Annotated in this window: 18 protein-coding genes; 7 read left to right on the plus strand and 11 right to left on the minus strand. The window is 72.5% G+C overall.

Annotated features, from left to right (window positions below; genetic code table 11):
• Positions 1-160: 160 nt before the first annotated feature.
• From H9641_RS11340 to H9641_RS11355, 4 genes are read left to right on the plus strand one after another with little or no spacing between them, the layout of a single operon-like run.
• Positions 161-1,195, plus strand: a complete 1,035-nt coding sequence (locus tag H9641_RS11340) for a branched-chain amino acid ABC transporter permease (RefSeq protein WP_191803791.1) — start codon at positions 161-163, stop codon at positions 1,193-1,195.
• Entirely contained in the window at positions 1,192-2,640 is a 1,449-nt protein-coding gene (locus H9641_RS11345; protein ID WP_191803792.1) for a branched-chain amino acid ABC transporter permease, read from the plus strand. The genes H9641_RS11340 and H9641_RS11345 overlap by 4 nt, the downstream gene beginning before the upstream one ends.
• Positions 2,637-3,659, plus strand: coding sequence for an ABC transporter ATP-binding protein (locus tag H9641_RS11350; RefSeq protein ID WP_225220318.1), 1,023 nt, complete (start codon positions 2,637-2,639; stop codon positions 3,657-3,659). Before H9641_RS11345 ends, H9641_RS11350 begins: the two co-directional genes overlap by 4 nt.
• The gene (locus tag H9641_RS11355) at positions 3,646-4,365 is read left to right on the plus strand and encodes an ABC transporter ATP-binding protein (RefSeq protein ID WP_056653240.1); all 720 of its coding nucleotides are present in this window, start codon (positions 3,646-3,648) and stop codon (positions 4,363-4,365) included. The genes H9641_RS11350 and H9641_RS11355 overlap by 14 nt, the downstream gene beginning before the upstream one ends.
• Before the next feature lie 200 nt (positions 4,366-4,565).
• On the opposite strand, the gene H9641_RS11360 is transcribed toward H9641_RS11355, so the two are convergent.
• From H9641_RS11360 to H9641_RS11410, 11 genes are all read right to left on the minus strand, one after another.
• Entirely contained in the window at positions 4,566-5,786 is a 1,221-nt protein-coding gene (locus H9641_RS11360; RefSeq protein ID WP_191803794.1) for a glycoside hydrolase family 3 protein, read from the minus strand.
• Positions 5,787-5,853: 67 nt separating this feature from the next.
• Positions 5,854-6,471 carry a carboxymuconolactone decarboxylase family protein gene (locus tag H9641_RS11365; protein ID WP_191803796.1) on the minus strand — a complete coding sequence of 206 codons (618 nt, stop codon included), beginning with the start codon at positions 6,469-6,471 and terminating at the stop codon, positions 5,854-5,856.
• A 166-nt stretch (positions 6,472-6,637) separates the two neighbouring features.
• The gene (locus tag H9641_RS11370; protein ID WP_225220319.1) at positions 6,638-7,675 is read right to left on the minus strand and encodes a substrate-binding domain-containing protein; all 1,038 of its coding nucleotides are present in this window, start codon (positions 7,673-7,675) and stop codon (positions 6,638-6,640) included.
• A gap of 148 nt (positions 7,676-7,823) precedes the next feature.
• Complete coding sequence (locus H9641_RS11375; RefSeq protein WP_191803798.1) at positions 7,824-8,786, minus strand: helix-turn-helix transcriptional regulator; 963 nt, start codon at positions 8,784-8,786, stop codon at positions 7,824-7,826.
• Between the two features lie 98 nt (positions 8,787-8,884).
• The gene (locus tag H9641_RS11380; RefSeq protein ID WP_191803800.1) at positions 8,885-10,414 is read right to left on the minus strand and encodes an ArnT family glycosyltransferase; all 1,530 of its coding nucleotides are present in this window, start codon (positions 10,412-10,414) and stop codon (positions 8,885-8,887) included.
• Between the two features lie 139 nt (positions 10,415-10,553).
• A complete protein-coding gene (locus H9641_RS11385) occupies positions 10,554-12,443 on the minus strand; it encodes a heavy metal translocating P-type ATPase (RefSeq protein ID WP_191803802.1) in 1,890 nt (629 codons plus the stop codon).
• Between the two features lie 308 nt (positions 12,444-12,751).
• Positions 12,752-13,111, minus strand: coding sequence for a hypothetical protein (locus tag H9641_RS11390; RefSeq protein WP_191803804.1), 360 nt, complete (start codon positions 13,109-13,111; stop codon positions 12,752-12,754).
• A complete protein-coding gene (feoB, locus tag H9641_RS11395; RefSeq protein ID WP_318244534.1) occupies positions 13,108-15,138 on the minus strand; it encodes a ferrous iron transporter B in 2,031 nt (676 codons plus the stop codon). Before feoB ends, H9641_RS11390 begins: the two co-directional genes overlap by 4 nt.
• Positions 15,135-15,365 (minus strand): FeoA family protein, encoded by a 231-nt coding sequence (locus H9641_RS11400; protein WP_191803806.1) that lies wholly within the window; start codon positions 15,363-15,365, stop codon positions 15,135-15,137. The genes feoB and H9641_RS11400 overlap by 4 nt, the downstream gene beginning before the upstream one ends.
• 74 nt (positions 15,366-15,439) lie before the next feature.
• Positions 15,440-15,646, minus strand: a complete 207-nt coding sequence (locus H9641_RS11405; RefSeq protein ID WP_191803808.1) for a hypothetical protein — start codon at positions 15,644-15,646, stop codon at positions 15,440-15,442.
• A 178-nt stretch (positions 15,647-15,824) separates the two neighbouring features.
• Positions 15,825-16,844, minus strand: coding sequence for a LacI family DNA-binding transcriptional regulator (locus tag H9641_RS11410; RefSeq protein WP_191803810.1), 1,020 nt, complete (start codon positions 16,842-16,844; stop codon positions 15,825-15,827).
• Positions 16,845-17,034: 190 nt separating this feature from the next.
• Here H9641_RS11410 and H9641_RS11415 point away from each other — a divergent pair, with 190 nt between their 5' ends.
• From H9641_RS11415 to H9641_RS11425, 3 genes are read left to right on the plus strand one after another with little or no spacing between them, the layout of a single operon-like run.
• On the plus strand, positions 17,035-18,342 hold the full coding sequence (locus tag H9641_RS11415) for an ABC transporter substrate-binding protein (protein ID WP_191803812.1): 1,308 nt from the start codon (positions 17,035-17,037) through the stop codon (positions 18,340-18,342).
• 23 nt (positions 18,343-18,365) lie between these two features.
• Positions 18,366-19,286: a carbohydrate ABC transporter permease gene (locus tag H9641_RS11420; protein WP_056764327.1), complete on the plus strand. Its 921-nt coding sequence runs from the start codon at positions 18,366-18,368 to the stop codon at positions 19,284-19,286.
• A complete protein-coding gene (locus H9641_RS11425; protein WP_191803814.1) occupies positions 19,286-20,236 on the plus strand; it encodes a carbohydrate ABC transporter permease in 951 nt (316 codons plus the stop codon). Before H9641_RS11420 ends, H9641_RS11425 begins: the two co-directional genes overlap by 1 nt.
• Positions 20,237-20,238 lie beyond the last annotated feature (2 nt).

Here is a 20,238-nt window from a genome sequence, read left to right on the forward strand (position 1 = left end):
TGCCGGTCCGGAGCGCCGCCCCCGCCTGGTCGAGCACGACCGGGTCGGGGGCGGTGTGCCCTGACGGCAGCCGCCGAGCGGGCCACGGCGCGCCCGCCCCCTCGCGGGGTGGGCGCACCGCAGTCGGCCGCCCGCCCTCCCCCCGGCTCGCAGGAGCAGCATGTCGATGCTCGTCCACGACGTCCTCGCCGCAGACCCACTCATCGGATTCGACCTCGCGGCCCTGGGCCGCAACTTCTGGGCCCTCACCGTCGACGGCCTGACCTACGGCGCGGTCTACGCGCTCGTCGCGGTGGGCTACACGCTCGTCTACGGCGTGCTGCGCCTCATCAACTTCGCCCACTCCGAGATCTTCATGCTCGGCATGTTCGGGCAGTACGCCACGCTCCTCGCACTGGGGTTCTACCCGAGCGGTGACGCGTTCGACAAGGGCATCCTGCTCACCGTCCTCTACCTGGGGATCGCGATGATCGGCGGCATGGTGGTCGCGGGAGGGGCCGCCGTCGGGCTCGAACGCGTGGCCTACAGACCGCTGCGCAAACGCGGGGCACCGTCGCTGGTGTTCCTCATCACCGCGATCGGCGCCTCGTTCGTGATCCAGGAGTTCGTGCACTTCGTGCTCCCGGCCCTGACGGGTGGCGAGCTGGGCGGCGTGAACGCCGAGCAGCCCATCCGGCTGGTCGAGCCCGAGGTCCAGTTCCAGATCTTCGGTGCGAACGTCACCAACGTCACGCTCATCATCATCTTCTCGGCGCTGATCCTGGCGCTCGCGACCGACATGTTCATCAACCGGACCAAGTTCGGCCGCGGCATCCGCGCGGTCGCGCAGGACCCGGTGACGGCGACGCTCATGGGCGTCTCGCGCGAGCGCATCATCATGCTGACGTTCCTGATCGGCGGCATCCTGGCCGGGGCCGCGGCCCTGCTCTACACGCTGCGCGTCCCCAACGGGATCATCTACTCGGGTGGCTTCATCCTGGGCATCAAGGCGTTCTCCGCGGCGGTCCTCGGCGGGATCGGCAACCTGCGCGGCGCGCTGCTCGGCGGTCTGCTGCTGGGCGTCATGGAGAACTACGGCCAGGTCGTGTTCGGGACCGAGTGGCGTGACGTCGTCGCGTTCGTCCTGCTGATCGTGGTCCTGATGTTCCGTCCGACCGGCATCCTCGGCGAGTCCCTGGGGAGGGCGCGAGCATGAGCACCAGCACTCCTGCAGAGAACGACGGCGCACCGGTCCCCGGACCGGCAGCACCGGCACGACCCCGCCCCGAGCTCCCGCCCGCGGGGCAGACGCCCGTCGGGCAGCGCCCCCACGGAGGAGCGGGCGACCGGCTGCGCCTGTGGTGGGACGCGCTCGCGCGCCCGGCGCAGTGGGCCTTCGGGGCCCCGTTCGTCCTGTTCATCGCGCTCCTGCCGATCCTCAACATCCCGGTCCTGACCACGGTCGGCACCAACTTCGGGGCCGTCATGGCCCAGTTCGGGATGTACGCGCTCATCGCGATCGGCCTCAACGTCGTGGTCGGCCAGGCGGGCCTGCTCGACCTCGGCTACGTCGGCTTCTACGCGATCGGGGCCTACACGCTCGCGATCCTCACGAGCCCCGACAGCCCGTGGAACGTGACCCAGCCCGAGGGCTGGCTGTCCGACGACTGGGCGTGGCTCGCGGTCCTGCCCGTGGCGGTCGCGATCACGGCCATGTCGGGCCTGGTCCTGGGGTCGCCCACGCTGCGCCTGCGCGGCGACTACCTCGCGATCGTGACGCTCGGCTTCGGTGAGATCGTGCGTCTGCTCGCGGACAACCTCGACGAGATCACGGGCGGTGGTCAGGGCCTCAAGTCGGTCGCCTACCCGCGGCTCGGCGTGACCGAGGAGCTGCCCAACGGCGTGTTCTCGGCGGGCAACGTGGGGAGCACGCTCAACTCGGGCGTGTGGTGGTTCTGGCTGTCGCTCGTCTTCATCATCATCTCGCTGCTGCTCGTGGGGAACCTCGAGCGCTCGCGCGTGGGCCGTGCCTGGGTCGCGATCCGCGAGGACGAGGACGCGGCCGAGATCATGGGCGTCCCCACGTTCAAGTTCAAGCTGTGGGCGTTCGTGATCGGGGCGTCGATCGGTGGCGTCTCGGGCGCGATCTACGCGGGGCAGGTCCAGTTCGTCATCCCGACGAACTTCAACATCATCAACTCGGTGCTGTTCCTGTGCGCCGTGGTGCTCGGTGGACAGGGCAACAAGCTGGGTGTGATCCTCGGGGCGTTCATCATCGTGTACCTCCCGAACTTCTTCCTGGGGCGCACGTCGCTGTTCGGGATCCCGATCGACGGCAACGCGATCGCGAACTACAAGTACCTGTTCTTCGGGGTCGCGCTCATGGTGCTCATGATCTTCAGGCCGCAGGGGCTCATACCCGTCCGGCAGAAGCTGCTCACGTACGGGCGAGAGCTGTACGTCGCGGCGCGCCGCACGCTCGCCAAGATGCCCGACGGCGGCCCGCAGGCCGCGTACGCGACGTCCGCTCCGGCGTCGGGCACGGTGGGCACGGTGGGTACGCCCGGCAGCAGCGGGCCCGCCCCCACGGGGCACGGGCCCGACGGGCCCGACGAGAACGGTGCCACCGGGAACGACACGACCGACGGGGGGAACCGATGAGCAACGAACCCGGAGGCATGGGGGCCGGCGGCGACGTCGGCGACGCGCACCTGTCGCTGTCCGCCGACGCGGGCGAGCCCATGGCCGAGAAGTACCTGCCCGGCGCGGGGCTCGACGAGCCCGTGCTGGTCGACGTGACCGAGGTGCGCCCCGAGCTCGCCGACGCCGCGCTGGTCGACGAGATCGTCGCGGCCGACCGCGAGGTCCTGGCCGAGGTGGGCGAGCCGCTGCTCAAGATGGAGGACGTGTCGGTCGTGTTCGGCGGCCTCACGGCCCTGGACAGCGTCACGTTCGACATCCGGCGCGGGGAGATCCTGGGGCTGATCGGGCCCAACGGCGCCGGGAAGACCACGGCGTTCAACGCCATGACGGGCGTCTACCGGCCTACCAGGGGCCAGGTCCGGTTCGACGGGCAGGTCCTGGGCAAGGCCAAGCGCAACCAGATCACGCGCCTGGGCATCGCCCGGACCTTCCAGAACATCCGGCTCTTCAACGAGATGACGGCCCTCGAGAACGTGGTCGTGGGGACCGACGCCCGGCACCGGACCTCGGTGCCGGGGGCGCTGCTGCGCACCCGACGGCACCGGCAGGAGGAGCGCGACGCGATCGACCGGTCGATGGCGATCCTCGAGTTCGTCGGGGTCGGGGCGCGCGCCACGGAGAAGGCGCGCAACCTGTCCTACGGCGAGCAGCGACGCCTGGAGATCGCCCGCGCACTGGCGACCGAACCCAAGCTGCTGTGCCTCGACGAGCCCGCGGCAGGCTTCAACCCGGCGGAGAAGGAGGCCCTCATGGACCTCATCCGTCACATCCGCGACGACGGGTACACGGTCCTGCTCATCGAGCACGACATGCGGCTCGTGCGGGGCGTGACCGACCGGATCGTGGTGCTCGAGTTCGGCAAGGTCATCGCCGACGGTTCGCCCGAGGACGTCACGTCCGACCCCAAGGTCATCGCCGCCTACCTGGGCGTCCCTGACGAGGAGCTGGCTGAGGGAGACGCAGATGCCCCTGCTTGAGATCACGGACATGACGGTCGCCTACGGGCGGATCGAGGCCGTGCGCGGCGTGTCGATCACGGTCGAGGAGGGCGAGCTCGTGACCCTCATCGGTGCCAACGGCGCCGGGAAGACCACGACCATGCGCGCGGTCTCGGGGATCCGGCCGCTGTCGCGCGGGAAGATCGTGTTCGACGGCAAGGACATCACCCGGATGAAGCCCCACCTGCGGGTGCTCGAGGGGATCGTGCAGGCCCCCGAGGGGCGCGGGATCTTCCCCGGCATGACGGTCCTGGAGAACCTCGAGATGGGGGCCTACGGGCGCACGTTCGAGAACAAGGCCGTGCACGACGAGACGCTCGCGCGGGTCTTCGAGCTGTTCCCGCGGCTCGAGGACCGCACGTCGCAGGTCGGCGGGACCATGTCGGGGGGCGAGCAGCAGATGCTCGCGATCGGGCGCGCGCTCATGGCCCGGCCGCGGCTCATGCTGCTCGACGAGCCGTCGATGGGGCTGGCGCCCATGGTCATCCAGCAGATCTTCCGGATCGTCTCGGAGATCAACGCGCAGGGCACCACGGTGCTGCTCGTCGAGCAGAACGCGCGGCAGGCGCTCTCGCGCTCGCACCGGGCGTACGTGCTCGAGACGGGTGAGGTCGTGCGTTCCGGAGGCGGGCGCGAGCTCCTCGCGGACCCGAGCATCAAGGAGGCGTACCTCGGCGTCGCGTGAGCACGGGGCTCGGCCCTGTGCACACTGTCCCCAGGTCTGTGGATAACTTTGTGGACAGCCGTGGGGACAACGTGTGGAACACGCTGTGGACGGCCTGTGGACGACGGGTTTCGGGCGGCGGGCGGCAGACGGCGGGTGGTCGGTGCGGTGAGCGCCGGCCGCCCGCCGGCGGCCGCGGAGGGGGCCGGTCGCGCCTACGCCTACGCCCCGAGCCTCTCCTTGGCGGCGAGGACCCGCAGCACCGCGGCGTCGACCTTGGCGGCGAAGCCCGGGTCGCTCTGCGCGCGCTGGACGAGCGCGGTCGCCATCTCGGGGATCACGCCCGGGTCGGCCGACGCGAGGACCATGTCGCCGCCTGCGGCGACGGTCAGGACGGCCCGGTCGCCCGGCGACCAGGCCTGGACCTGCTCGGCCTTGGACACGTCGTCGGTGATGACGACGCCCTGGAACCCCAGGTCGCCCCGCAGCAGCCCGTCGACGACGACGGGCGAGAACGCTGCGGGCGCGCTCGGGTCGATCTGGTCGTAGATCGCGGTCGACATCATGACGAACGCGGCCCCGGCGTCGATCCCCGACCGGAAGGCCTGGACCGACGGGTCGTCGCGCGTGGTCACCGTGTCGGTCACGCCCGCGTCGTCGTCGGTGTTGCCGGCCACGCGTCCGAGGCCGGGGAAGTGCTTGATCGCGACGTCGACGCCGTTCGCCTCCATGCCCGCGCTGAACGCGTTCGCGTGCGAGGACACGGTGTCCACCCCGAACCCGTAGTTCCTCCCGAAGTACCCGATCGGGGCGTTGGACCGCGCGGTCTCGGGACTCGTGACGACGTCCATGACGGGCGCGAGGTTGAGGTCGACCCCTGCGGCGGCGAGCTCCGCGCCCCACGTGGTCGCCTGTGCCTGCAGGTCGGCGGGCGCGAGCGTGGACTGGTCCATGGCGCTCGGGATGTCGGAGAAGCCCGGGCCGCGCAGGACCTGAACCTTGCCGCCCTCCTGGTCGGTCGAGACGAACAGGGGCGTCCCGTGCGTGGTCTCGTCCGAGACGAGGGCCGTGAACGAGTCGACGAGGTTCTTGACCGGCCCGGCCCCGGCCTGCGTGCGGCCCGCGAGGAACAGGTTGCCCACGTGGTGCGTGCTGATCGCGTCGTAGCTCGCCTGGTCGACCTTCCCGACGTTGACCCCGACCATCAGGAGCTGGCCGACCTTCTGCTCGAGGCTCCACCCGGCGAGCGGGTCGGCGGACGCGTCGGGGGGCTCGGTGGTCTCGCTGGGGGCGGGCGTCGCGGTCGGGGTGGGAGGGGCACCGCTGCCCGACGGCGGAGCGCTCGTCGGGGCGTTCGTCGCGCCGCCGGAGGAACAGGCGGCGAGCAGGAGGGCGGTGACGAGAAGGGCGGCGCTCGTGGCGCCTCGACGGGACGACCTCATGCTTCGACCATAGGCCGGTTCCCGGGGCGCCCCTCGGCGACGGGCGCCGCCGGAGGTGTTCCTCTCGTCACGTCGCGAGGTGCCGGCCCACGGGGTCCGGGGCTGCGATCGGCCGGCCCACGGTCAGGGCGTCGCGCAGGGCGGGGTCGAGGTCCTGGAACACGGCGTCGGCCTGCGTCCCGGTCGAGTCGAGCACCGAGCTGAAGAAGCAGCGTGCCGACGCGGCCAGGATCACGTCGAGGATCTCCCCGTCGTCGAGGCCCAGGTCCCGCAGCTCGGTGAGGTCGGACTCGGTCATGTCGGCGGCGCCTGCCGCGACCTTGTCCGCGAGGTCCATGACCGCGCGGTCGATGGGTGAGAGCTGGACGGTGTCGTGCCCCTCGGCGGCCTCGCGGACCGCCTCGGCGCCGACGTGGTGCTCGGCGAGGATCGATCCGTGGGCGAGCGCGCAGTACGTCGAGCGGAGCCGCAGGGCCGCGGCGAGCGTCGCGAGCTCGTAGCGCCGGGGGGACATGGACGCCTTGATCGCGCCGTTGAGCCCGATCCACGCGTCGAGGACCGCGGGCCGGTTGGCCAGCAGCCTCGTCAGGTTGGCGACGTAGCCGCGCGTCGCCCGGTCCTTCTCGAACGCGGCCGCGACGGCGCCGCCGGGCTCGTCCTCGGCGGCTTCTCGGATCCAGCTCATGGCGGACCTCCCTCCCGGGCGGCCGCGTGCTCACGGTCGGAGCACGGTCCCGGGTCGCCCCTCCAGGCTCGCACGGTGCGGTCGGAGCGGGAAGAGGGGGCCGCGCCCTGGCGGGTCGCGGCCCACCGATCCCGTGGCGAGCGGCGCCCCACCTCGGACGGTCCGGTCAGCCGGTCACGTGCGCCGCGGGCTCGTAGGCCGCGAGGAAGGCCTCGAGCTGCGACGTGATCCCCGTCAGGGAGTAGCCCGTGCGCAGCTCGACCTGCGCGAGCTGACCCGAGGCGACCGCGGGCAGAGCGGTGAAGGTCGGTGTCTCGAGCTGGGGAGCGTCGGCCCACGTCGAGGGCACGAGGATCAGGTCGGCCGGGTAGGTGCCGGGTTCCTCCCAGCTCGCCGAGGCCCAGAACCCGTCCTCGCTGTCGAGCTCGGCGAACGTCACGCCCAGGTCGACGAGCGTGCTGCCGAGCGGCGTCCACGTCGGGACCGCGTAGTCGACGCTCGTCTCGAGCGGGATCGCGTAGGCGACCGCGACGTCGGTCTTGGTGGCCGCGACGGCCTGGACCTTCTCGCTCAGCTCGGCGAGCTCGGCGCTCTCCTTGGCGTAGACGGGGGAGGTCTCGGAGCCGCCGAGGCTGAGGGCGACCTCCTGGAAGTCGGCCAGGGTCGTGGCCGCGCCGTCGGTGATGTTGACCCCGACCATCGGCACGACGCCCTCGACGCGCTCGATGTCGTCGCCCCAGATGCTGCCGAAGTTCCCCCCGTTGTAGGAGCTCCAGATGTCCAGGACCAGGTCGGCGTCGGCCGCGAGGACCTTCTCGAGGCTGATGTCGGTGTCGGTCTCGGAGATGTGCTCGATCCCCTCGAGGTCGAACGCCGCGAGGTCCTCCTCGGACAGGCGGGAGAAGCCGATGATCCCCACCGGACGGATCCCGTACTCGAGGAGCACGGGGGCGGTGTCGGCCGTGGCGATGATGCGGTCGGGGACCTCGTCGAGGCTCACGGTCTTGCCGCGGGCGTCGGTGTACGACCACGCTGCGGTCTCGCCCGCCGCGTCGGCGGTGGGGGAGCTGCTGCCCGCGTCGGATCCCGTCGAGCACGCGGTCAGGAGCAGCGCGGCGCCCACGGCGGCGGCCCAGGTGCCCGTCGTGCGACGGCGCCGCAGAGCGGGTCGGGGGGAGGAGGTCGGGGGAGCTGTGACGGTCACGGGACTTCGCTTTCGGGGGGAGCACGCGGGTTCAGCACGGGGTGACCCACGGGGCGGAACTCCTCGGGGACGGGACGCCCGCTGCGAGGAGGTTTGGTAAGGCTTACCTATGTGTCGTCACTCTAGGTACTGCGATCGCGGCGCACAATCACGCGATCTGGTCGTGCGATGTCGCGATCCGGTCAACTCCCAGGTCAGGCGCTCGCGGCGTCGGCGCGAGCCGGGTCGTGTCACCCATCCTGCCCGGGGACCCGCCGTCGCCGTCCTCCCGCGAGGTGTTGTGCGGCGACCGTGCAGCGTCCCGGAAGGCCCCGGGGGTCAGGCCCGTCTCGCGGCGGAAGACCGCCACGAACGCGCTGGTCGAGGTGTACCCGACGGCGTCGGCCACGTCGCTCACACGGGCTCCCTCGGAGAGCCGGGCCATCGCGACGTTCATGCGCAGGTGCAGCCGCCACCGGCCGAACGGCTGGCCCGAGGCGCTGCGGAAGACCCGGCCCAGCGTGCTGGGGCTCAGCCCCACGTGCCGCGCCCACTGCGCGAGCGTCCGCTCGTCCCCCGGGTCGTCGAGCAGCTCGTGGACGATCCGGGCGACGGGTTCGACGGTCGGGACCGTGATGCGGGTCGACGGCGTCACGGGCTCGAGCAGGTGGATCACGACCTGCTCGGCGTGGTGGCGCGCCTCGTCGGGCATGTCCTGCGAGGTCAGGTACAGCACGAGCTCGGAGAGCAACGGGGTGACCGCGACCGTGACGGGATCAGGGCCCAGGTCGCGCGAGCGGTCGGGGGCGAGGTAGACCGTGAGGAACCGGCTGTCCGACCCGGCGCGGACGGCGTGCGGGAGTCCCGCGGGGATCCACAGGCCGTGCTGCGGCGGCAGCGCCCAGACGTCGTCGCCGGCCCTGACCGTCAGGAGCCCCGACAGCGCGACGAGCACCTCGTGCGTGCGGTGCGCGTGCTCGAGCCACACCACGGGCTGGTGCGTCCGCGACGGCCCCCCGGCCAGGACGAAGTCCAGGTCTCCCGAGGGGTCCTCGGGCAGCACGACGAGCGCCTCCTGCGAGGGGCTGCCCCACGGGAGCCAGTTCTCGACGGGGGCACGGTGCGTGGTCACGGGGCCACCCTACGGAGCCGACGTCGCGGGGAGGGCCGTCGCGGACGACGAGGGCCGGTCGTGACGGACCGGAGCGCCCGCAGACCGCCGGGTCGGGATCAGCCCGTGGGCTCCCCGTCCGGCACCAGGACCCGCACGCCGCGCCGTTCCAGGACCGTGGTCGTCGTCTCGTCGAGCGTCCGCAGGGTCGACTCGTCGAACCCGTTCCCGACCGAGCGCACCATGAGCGTCGCGGACCCCGATGTCAGGTAGCGCAGCGCCTCGCGCTGCCACGCGGCGTTCCGGTCGCGCGGCACGGCCTGCCCTGCGGCGTCGCGCGCCCCGACGTCGTACGCGTACCCCGACAGGTCCACGGGGAGCTCGCACCCGCGGTCCAGGCCGCGGCTCAGCACGTCGGTCAGGGCCAGCAGGGCGGGCGAGTCCGCCTGGACGCAGCCCTCCTCGGGGAGGGCCGCGCGCAGCTCGGCCGCCGGGAACGGGGTGGCACGAGGTGGGGCGGGTGCGGCCGTCGCGAGCCCCAGGCCCAGGCACGCCCCCGCGGCCACGAGACCCCGGCCCCCGGCCGGGACGAGCGAGACCGCGGCGGCCACCACGAGCACCAGGGCGGGGGTCACGAACGCCGCGTACTGCTGGTAGGCCGACGGCGAGGCCAGCAGCACCACGGTCTGGACGACGAGCAGAGCGACCCACAGCCGCCCACGGTGCCCGGCCCAGGCGACGACCGCCGCGACGAGCACCGCGGCCAGGACGGCCCAGACCAGGGCGAGCTGCGCCGTCGGGGTGGTGACCCACGTGGTGCTGCCCGTCCCGGCGATCCAGGCGAGCCGCTGCTCGATGCTCGTGTCGGTCTCGCGCGGCCGTCCGAGCTGGTCCAGGAACACCATGCGGAACATGTCCGAGCCGGCTGCGAGCGCGAACGGCGCCAGCACGACGACGACCGCCCCCAGGGCCCCGGCGCTCGCGCGCAGAGCCGCCCGCCACCCGGCCGTCACGAGCAGCCAGCCGATGACGACGAGCGCGGGCACGACGCCCCAGATCTTGACCGTGGCGCCGAGCCCCAGGACGGCGCCGCCCGCCCAGAGCCAGCCCGGGCGCGCCCCCGCCCCCGCGCCCGGCAGGCCGCGCAGCAGCAGGGTCACCCCGCCGAGCAGGCACAGCGAGCCGAGCGGCTCGAGCAGCGTGATGCGCTCGGCCCACGCCGCGGCGAACGAGACCGCGTACAGGACCCCGCCCACGACCGCCGCGGTGGTCCCCCAGCGCCCGGCGATGCGCGTCACCAGGACGGCGTTCGTCGCCCCGACCACCATGACGCCCACGCGTGCGGCGACCAGGGCGTCGCTGTCGCTCGTCCACGCGGTCAGGGCGGCGAACGGCGTCAGGGCGAGCATCGACCCGGGCGGGTGCAGGAGCGTGAAGTCGCGGTAGGGCACGAGCCCGTGCACCAGGGTGACGGCCGACGAGAAGTACACGCCGTCGTCGTACCCCTGGTAGTCGCGGACGCCGACCGTCCCGCCCACGAGGCTCCACCGCACCGCGAACGCGAGGACGGCGACCCCGGCAGCGACGATCCAGCCCGTCGCGCGGGTGGGGCGTCGGGCGGGGCGGTGGGTGCGGGGCGCCGGGCTCACTCGTTCGAGTCTGCCCGGCTTCCGCGCGGGGCGCCTGAGGGAGGCGGTCGGGTCGTGGTCCGCGTCCGGGGGAGGGTCCGCGTGCCCGACGACGGTGCTCGCCTCGGTATCTCGGGTCCGGCTGGGGAGCCGGTCGGGTTCAGCGCACGGCGACCGCGGGCTCGGCCGGCGAGGGGGCATAGGCAGTCTGCGGAGGACCGGAGAGGCGCGCGCCGCGGCTCGCTCGCAGCGCCCAGAGGATCGCGACGAGGTCGACGCCCTCCTGCATCCAGGCGCCCGCGAGCGCGGGGAGGTACCCGAGTGCCGCGACCAGCATGAGCGCGACGCTGAGCCCGATGCCGACCCAGATGCTCTGCAGCGCGACCCGGAGCGTGTCCTTGCTGACCCGCACGGCTGCTGCGACGGCCGAGACGTCGTCGCGCAGGACGACCGCGTCGGCCGAGTCGCTCGCGGCCGTGGCGCCGCGCGCTCCCATGGCGATCCCGACGTCGGCCGAGGCCAGGACCGGCGCGTCGTTCACACCGTCGCCCACCATGACCACGGGGCGCGCGGGGGCGTCCCGGACCGCCTCGACCTTGTCGAGCGGCAGGCACTCTGCGCGCACGTCGTCGATGCCCAGGGCGGCCGCGACGTGCTCGGCCGTCGTCCGCTGGTCGCCCGTGAGCATCATGACGTGGTCGACGCCCAGGGACCGGAGCGTGCTCACCGTGGTCGCGGCCTCGGCCCGCACCTCGTCGCGCAGGACCAGCGCCCCGACGGGGACCCCGTCGACCGCGACGTGGACCGCGAGCTCGCCGGGCTGGAGCACGGCGGGCTCGACGGCGGTGCGGGTCTCGGCGGCGACGTAGGACCGTTTCCCCACCACGACCTCCCGGCCCGCGACGAGAGCCCGGACACCGTGCGCCGGGACCTCGTGGGCCTCGGTGCCCTCGGCCGGCTGGAGCCGGCGCTGCCGAGCGCCCTCCACGACGGCGTCGGCCAGGACGTGGCTCGAGTACTGCTCGGCCGACGCAGCCAGCCGCAGCACCTCGTCGGCCCCCAGGCTCCCGGTGGTCTCGACGCGCGCGAGCGCGGGACGACCGTGGGTGAGGGTCCCGGTCTTGTCGAAGGCCACGGTGCGGGCGCGGTCGAGCCTCTCCAGGGTCTCGCTCGACTTGACGATCACGCCCTCGCGCGCGGCGCGGCTCATCCCGCCCATGAAGGCGACCGGCGCCGCGATGAGCAACGGGCACGGTGTCGCCACGACGAGTACCTCCGCGAACCGGGTGCCGTCCCCGCTGACCCACCAGGCGAGCCCGGCGATCGCGAGCGCGACGAGGGTGAAGGGGACCGCGAAGCGGTCGGCCAGCCGGACGGTCCGTGACCGGCTCGTGGTCGCCTGCTCGACCAGCGCGACGATCTGCTGGTACTGGCTGTCGCGGGCCGACCTGGTCGCGCGCAGCGTGATGGCCTGCTGCCCGTTGACGCCCCCCGAGGGGACCTCGGCACCCCGCTGACGCTCGACCGGCAGGGGCTCGCCCGTGAGCGACGACTCGTCGAGGTCTGCCCGGTCGCTGACGAGCTCGCCGTCGACCGGGACCACCTCGGCCGGACGGACCACGACCAGGTCGCCGGGGCGCACGTCGTCGACGGGGACGTCGCGCAGCGAGCCGCCGTCGAGCACGTGCGCGGTCGCGGGGGCGCGGGACATGAGCGCCGAGAGGTCGCGGCGGGCCCGGTTCGCTGCGTAGTCCTCGAGCGCCTCGCCTCCCGTCAGCATGAGCACCACGACGAGGGCCGCCCAGTGCTCGCCGACGACCACCGCGGCCGTCACGGCCGTCACCGCGAGGATGTCGATCCCGGCGTGCCCGCGGAGCAGGTCACGGAGCATACCCACGCCCGTCCATCCTGCGACGGCCAGCGCGTAGGCGGACACGAGCCACGGGACGGCCGGGGACCAGGGGGTGAGCGAGAGGACCCCGGCGACGGCCGCGACCAGGACCGTCGCCATCACCAGCGGATACCGCCCGAGGTTCTTCACTGTGGTCATACCACGTTGTCTAGCATTTCGTGCACATTCTTTCCAGCAAGGAAAGGCTCGCCTGGGACTGTGTGAGGAAAGGCATTCCTTCGCTGGAGTCCCCACATTTCTTCGGGGCTTCTCGGGCGGCCCCGGTGTTGCGACATGAGTGCCAGGAGCCGCGAGATGCCGCCGATCTTCGGTGCTTGCGCCAGGGGTGGGTCAGCGACAACGCGGACCTTTTCGGCGAACGTGGCGATCGTGGCGGCGCGTGGCGCAGAAATGTCCCGCCGGTGCGCGAAGAATGTGTTGGTGCGGGGTTCTGCCGTGGGTGGGTGTCAGCCGCGCCGGGGCGACGCAGACGCGAGCGGGCACCCCGCGCACGCTAGGGGGATCCGGCGCCGCGTGCCCGCCGCGGGTGGGGGCGTGCAGCCCCGGCCTCCGGCACCCGTCGCGCAGCCGAGGGCGGGTGCCGCGCCCTGCCGCGTCGGGCGGGGTCCCGCGACCTGCGCGAGCCCCAGGCGGACGAGCTGAGCGACCGCCGCGTCGACGAGCCGCGGGTCGAGGCCCAGGTCGGCCGACAGGGCGCCGACCGCAACCCCGGCGCGGAGCCGTGCCAGCACGGGGCGCAGGAGCTCGCGGGGTGCTGCGCCGTCAGGGAGGCCAAGCACCTCGCTCGGCGCCGTCGGGGCGCTCACCAGACGAGCCGCAGGAGCTGGAAGGTCGCGACCGACAGGACCCACGCGACGCCCAGCTGGACCGCGACGGCCCCCAGGGTCCAGCGCCACCCGAACATCCGCCGCTGCTCGGCGACCGTCGCGAGGCACGGCGTGTAGGCGAGCACGAAGACCATGAAGGCCAGCGCGGCCGCGGGGGCGTGCCCGCCCGACGTCTCGTCGAGCGTGGCCCGGAGCTGTTCGCCGAGCTCGCCCGGTGAGGAGCCCACGGGCTCGTCGACCGCGTACGCCTGCGCGAGCGCGCCCACGGCGACCTCCTTGGCCACGAAGCCCGTGACCAGCGCGCTCGTGGTGCGCCAGTCGCCGTAGCCGGCAGGGGAGAAGACCGGAGCGACCTGGTCGGTCAGGCGCCCGTAGGCCGAGTCGTGCACGGGCACCTCGCCGAACGCGTGCCCGGGCGTCACGGGGACCGCGAGCAGGAGCCAGACGACGACGAGGACGCCCACGATGATCGTGCCCGCACCGCGCAGGAACGCGAGCACGCGACGACCCGTCGTCACGAGCAGCGGGACCGGGCGCGGCACGTGGTAGGCCGGGAGGACGAGCGCGAGCGGCTCGTGTGCCAGGTCGCGGAACAGCGTGCCCCGCAGCGCCAGCGCCCCGACGAGCACCAGCGCGACGCTCAGCACGTACATCGCGAGCACCACGAGCCCGGTGTGCCGCGGGAAGAACGTGCCCGCGAGCAGGACGTACACCGTCAGCCGGGCGGGGCACGAGGTGTACGGGACCAGGAGGCCCGTGAGGAGCCGTTGCCGCGCGTTCGGGAGCGTGCGCGTCGCGGCGAGCGCCGGGAGGTTGCACCCGAAACCCACGATCAGGGGCATGATGACGCGCCCGTCGAGGCCGACCGACCGCATGAGGCGGTCCGCCAGGACCGCGACCCGCGCGACGTAGCCAGAGTCCTCGAGCAGCCCGATCGCCAGGAACATCAGGGCCATGAGCGGCGCGAACGCGACGACGACCCCGACGCCCGCGACCACGCCGTCGACCAGGAGCCCCTCGAGCCAGCCGCCGCCCACGCCCACGCCGTCGAGCACCCAGGTCACGAAGCTCGCGACGGGGCCCGTGACGAGGGCCTCGGTCGCGCCCATGATCGGCGCCGCGACCCAGGTCGCGAGCTGGAACAGCGCCCAGAGCGTCAGGACGAAGACCGGCAGGCCCACCCAGGGGTCGAGCAGGAGCGCGTCGATCCGGTCCGCGCGGCTGCGCGTCGCGGTGCGGTGCGCGTCGACCGACTCGACGACGTCGTCGGCCCACCCGAGCAGCGCGTCGATGCGGTCGAGCTCGTCGTCGGGTGCGGTGCGCGGTGCCGTGGTGCAGACAGGCAGACCCAGGACGGGCCGCGGCTGCTCGGCCACCGCGCGGACGGCTGCGGCCAGTCCGTCCGCACCGCGCCCCGTGCGGGGATCGACCTCGACCACGGGCACGCCCAGCCGGGCGGCGAGCCGCCCGGCGTCGACCGCGAGCCCGTCGACCGTCGCGACGTCCGTCATCGTGAGGGCGACGACGACGCGCTCGGTCCGCGTCCCGACCTGGCCGAGCAGGAACAGCGCGCTGTGCAGCTCGGCCGCGTTGGCGACGAGGAGCGTCACGGTCCCGTGCTCGGCCCCGGCCCGCTCGATCTCGGCGACCGTCACCGCCTCGTCGGGCGAGACCGGGGTGAGCGAGTAGGTGCCGGGGAGGTCGACGAGCGCGAGCGGGGTCGCGGGCACCGGGTCTGTGCCGGTGCGCGGCCGCCAGGTTCCTCGGGCCAGGTCGACCGTGGTCCCCGGGACGTTCCGGGTGGTCTGCCGTGCGCCGGTGAGGTGGTTGAAGAGGGTCGACTTCCCGGCGTTGGGCGTGCCCACGAGCAGGACCCGCAGGTCGGGGGCGAGGTCCGGGGCCGTGGCTGCACCGCGGCCGGGGCCCTGTCGACCGCGGGGGTGGGCGGCGCCGTCGGGCCCGTCGTGAGTGCGCGGCGCGCCCCCCTCGCAGTGCGGACAGCTCACGGGGCGGTCTCGAACCTGCGGACCGTCGCGGCGTCGAGCGCGATCCGGCGGCGGCCCACGAGCACGACGCGGCCGCCGAAGGGGGTCCGGAGCGCGACGGTCACGTCCGCGCCGGGGCGCAGGCCGAGCTCGCGGAGGCGCACGTCGGACGTGGGGGTGAGCCGCGCGCCCGCGCGCGCCGAGGTCAGGACGACGCGGGTGCCCGGGGGGACCTCGGCAAGGTTCATGCTGCCGACGCTAGTGATGAGGTGAGGCTTGCCTCAGATGCCGGAGGTCCTCGCGTCGCAGGCCGTTGGTCCCGTCAGAGGCTGAGCAGCGCGCCCGTCCCGATCCCCGCGAGCGTGCCGATCACGACCGTCACCACGGCGATCGCCACGGGGTGCGCGGGCGTGCCGTGCAGGCGCTGCCAGAGGCTCGGGGCCGCGGGAGCGGTCGCGGCATGGTGGATCTCGCGGCGGGAGAGACCCGCGGTCACGGGGGCGGGCTCGGTGACGTGCTGCGTGCTCATGGTTCTACCTCCGGGAGTTCTGCTTCTGGGAGGAGAGACGCGCTCGTGCGGTCGGCGTGACGCGGAAGTCGTGGTGAGGAGAGTCACGTGGTCCCCGGTGGCGGAGAGGTCGGCGCCGACGTAAGGGTCGACGGCCCGCCGTGCGGGGGCCCCACCCGCACCGGCGGACCCGCCCGCGCTAGGCGCTCGCGGGCGCCCCCGTGCTCCCGCGCACCACGAGGCTCGTCGCGAGGTCCATGCGGGTGTTGGTCACGTCGCCCTCGCGCGCCTTGAGGACGAGCCGCGCAGCCTCCTGGCCCATCTCCTGGAGCGGCTGGTGGATGGTCGTCAGCGCGGGGCTCGACCAGCGAGCCACGGGGACGTCGTCGTAGCCCACGATCGAGAGGTCCTCGGGGACGCGCAGCCCGTGGCGACGCGCGGCCTCGAGGACGCCGAGCGCCTGGAGGTCCGAGCCCGCGAAGATCGCCGTGGGCGGCTCGGGCAGGCTGAGGAGCTCGTCCGCGCGGTCGGTGCCGCCCTGGGGGTGGAAGTCGCCGAACCGGACGAGGTCCGGGTCCGCGGTGAGTCCCGCCGTGCCGAGCGCCGAGCGGTAGCCGTCGAGGCGGGCCAGCGAGCACATCATGTCCTCGGGACCCGTGATGACGCCGATGCGGCGGTGGCCGAGCTCGATCAGGTGGCGGGTAGCCATGAGGCCGCCCTGCCAGTTCGCGGAGCCGACCGAGGGGACGTCGGGCTCGGGGTCGCCCGCGGGGTCGATGACCGCGAACGGGATGGCCCGGGACCGGAGCTGCTCCTTGACCGCCGACGGGAGCGTCGAGAAGACGAGCACGACGCCGAGCGGGCGGCGGGCCAGGACGCCCTCGATCCACTCGGGCCCCGGGGAGTGCCGGGTGCCGGACTCGGTCAGCACGACGCTCGCGCCGTGCTCGCGCGCGACGTCCTCGACGCCGCGGATGAGCTCCATGGCCCAGATGCTCTCGAGCTCGTGGAACACGATCTCGATGAGCGGGGCCGAGGCGGTGGGGCTCTTGCGGCGCCGGTAGCCGTGGCGGACCAGGAGCGCCTCGACACGGTCGCGCGTCCCGGCCGCGACGTCGGTGCGTCCGTTGAGCACCTTGGACACGGTCGAGAGGGACACCTGGGCCTCGGTGGCCACGGCGGCGAGAGTGACCCGCCCCGGAAGAACTTCGTCGGTCATGCCGGCCAGCGTAGCGCCTCGGGAGAAAGTTTCGAAGGGTGTCCTGCTGTGTCTCGGCATCGAGTTCTCAGTGTTCTCGCAGCAGATAACGGTTCGGACTCGTTGTTGACCCCAGCAGGTTCGCGTCTTAGAGTCCAGGGCAACCGAGTACTTTCGGCGCAGGTGCCGAAACTTTCGAAAGGGTTCGATGATGAACACAAGAACGCGGAAGTCGCTCACGGCCGCAGCCGTGGCGTCGGCGCTGGTCCTCCCGCTCGCGGCGTGCGCGAGCGGCGACTCCGGAGGGTCCAGCCGTCCCGAGAACGAGATCCACGTGATGGTCTACGGCGACGCGACCAACAAGGTCGAGCAGCAGATGGTCGACACCTTCAACGCGACCTCCGACGTCAAGGTCGTCCTCGACACCATCCCGGGTGCCGACTACCAGCAGAAGCTCCAGACGATCATCGACACCAACGCGGCGCCGGACGTCTTCTTCAACTGGGGTGGCGGCTCGATCGAGCCCTTCGTCGACGCCGACCTGCTCCTCCCGCTCGACGACTTCATCGCCGAGGACCCTCAGCTCAAGGATGCGTTCCTGCCCGCCGTGTTCAACTCGGCCGTGATCGACGGCAAGTCCTACGGCATCCCCATGCGCGGCACGCAGCCCGTCATGCTGTTCCACAACAAGCAGGTCCTCGCGGACGCCGGCATCGAGGCCCCCCAGACGTGGGACGAGCTCCTCGCCGCGGTCGAGACGCTCAAGGCCCAGGGCGTGACCCCCATCGCGCTCGGCGGCGCCGACCAGTGGCCGACCCTCATGTGGTACCAGTACGCGTTCGACCGCGTCGCGGGCCCCGAGCTCTTCGAGAGCGCCCTCGCGGGCGACACCGACGTGTGGGACTCGGCCGAGAGCCACGAGGCGCTGGACAAACTGTCCGAGCTCATCGACGCCGGCGCGTTCGGCACCAACTTCGACTCGGTCAAGTTCACCGACGGCGGCTCTCCCGCGCTCCTGCGAACGGGCAAGGCGGCGTTCGAGCTCATGGGCTCGTGGAACTACTCGACGCACTACGACGTGGACGCCGCGTGGACCGACGCGAACCTCGGCTACACGGCCTTCCCCGCCATCGAGGGCGGCAAGGGCGACGCGGCCAACATCACGGGCAACACCAACAACTTCTACTCGGTGCTCGCCAAGACCCGCTACCCGGACGCCGTGCGTGACTTCCTCAAGCTCATGTACTCGGACGAGTTCGTCGAGGCGCAGCTCGCGATCGGCAACCTGCCGACCACGACCAACACCGAGCAGTTCCTGGACCAGGCCGCGAGCCCCGAGTACGCCGCCTTCCAGTTCGACCTCGTGAAGAACGCGCCGCACTTCCAGATGTCCTGGGACCAGGCGTACCCCCCGGCTGCCGGCACCCCGCTCAAGATCGCGGTCCAGCAGTTCTTCAGCGGCCAGATCGACGCCGACGGCTTCATCCAGGCGATGAAGTCCCTGCCGGCCTCGCGCTGACCGGGTCCCGGACGGAGATCGTCATGACCACCCGCGCACCCCAGGGGCGCACGCGCCCGGGCGCCGCCGACCTCCAGGTCGGCCGCCCGGGCGTGGTCTGGGCCCTGCCCGCCGCCCTGTTCTTCGGGCTCTTCGCCCTCCTGCCCATGGTCCTCGTGCTCGTGCTGTCGTTCACGCAGTGGAGCGGGCTGGGCAGCCCCGAGTTCGTCGGGACCGAGAACTGGTCCCGCCTCCTCGACGACCCCGTGATGCTCAAGAGCATCGGGCTCTCGCTCGTGCTGACGGCGCTCGGCGTCGTGACCCAGACCCCGGTCGCGATGCTCCTGGGCGTGTGGGCCGCGGGCCACCAGTGGAACCGCGCGGTGCTCTCGGCGATCTTCTTCGTGCCGCTGCTCCTGTCCGCGGCCGCGGTCTCGGTCCTGTGGCGCGCGGTGCTCGACCCGAACTTCGGCGTCCCGGCCCAGATGGAGTGGCTGTTCGGCGACGGCAACCTGTTCGGCAACCAGTCGACCGCGATCGCGGTCCTGGTGTTCGTGAGCCTGTGGCAGTTCACGCCGCTGCACGCCCTGATCTACCAGGGCGCCGCGAAGGCCGTGCCGCCCATGCTCTACGAGGCGGCCGAGATCGACGGCGCCGGGCGCGTGCGCTCGTTCTTCGCGATCACGCTCCCGCAGCTGCGCAACACCATGATCACGTCGGTCATCCTCATGGTCGTCGGCGGTCTGACGACGTTCGACACGGTCCTCATCCTGACCAACGGCGGGCCGGGGACGGACACGACCATCACAGCCTTCTACATGTACCAGAAGGCGTTCCGCGGCTTCGACTTCGGTCTGGCCTCGGCGATCGCCGTGGTCCTGGTCGTCGCGGCGACCGCGATCTCGCTGGTCATGGTCCGCCTGTCCGGGTACGACAAGATGCGCAGCGAGCTGGAGGGCGTGTGATGAGCAACGACCTGAGCGTCACCCCCACGGAGCAGGTCTCCGGCCCGACGACGTCACCCACCTCAGGTGGTGCGCCCCGCCCGGGCGCGACGAGCGCGGGCGTCCCGCTGCGCCGTCGGGCAGGCAGGGGCAGCCGCAACCGACCCAACTGGGGCGCGGGCGTCGCGGTCACGATCTGGCTCCTGATCGTCGCGATCCCCCTCTACGTGCTCGTGACCGCGTCGTTCCAGACGCAGGCCGGGTACGCCGCGGGCGGCCCCCTGTCCCTGCCTACCACGTTCACGCTCGACAACTTCACCAACGCGTTCGACCAGGGCTTCGGCCGCTACTTCCTCAACACGCTCGTCGTGACGGTCGCCGTGGTCGGGATCGTGGTGCTGCTCGTGCCGCCGCTGTCGTACGCGATCGTGCGCAACCGCTCCCGGGCCACCACGGGCATCTTCCGGATGTTCCTGCTCGGCCTCGCGGTCCCCGCGAGCGCCGTGATCGTCCCGATCTTCTACGTGATCTCGGTCGTGGGCCTGTACGACAACCTGATCGGCGTGATCCTGCCGACCGCGGCGTTCTGCCTGCCGATCTGCACGATCATCCTCAGCGGCTCGATGCGTGACATCACCAACGAGCTCTACGAGGCCATGGCCCTCGACGGGGCGTCGCCCAAGCGCGTGTTCCTGCAGCTCGTGCTGCCGCTGTCCAAGGGCGGCGTCGCGACGATCGTCGTGTACTCGGCCCTGCAGGCGTGGAACGGGTTCCTGTTCCCGCTGATTCTCACGCAGTCCGAGTCGACCAAGGTCATCACGCTCGGCCTCTTCAACTTCCAGACGCAGTACGGCGTCAACATCCCCGGCCTCCTCGCGGCGGTCGTCATGTCGATGATCCCGATCCTGCTCGTGTACCTGTTCGCCCGGCGTGCCCTGGTCCAGGGCCTCATGGGCGTCGGCGGAAAGTAGCT

It is taken from the genome of Oerskovia merdavium (assembly GCF_014836755.1).
Classification (GTDB): Bacteria; Actinomycetota; Actinomycetes; order Actinomycetales; family Cellulomonadaceae; genus Oerskovia; species Oerskovia merdavium.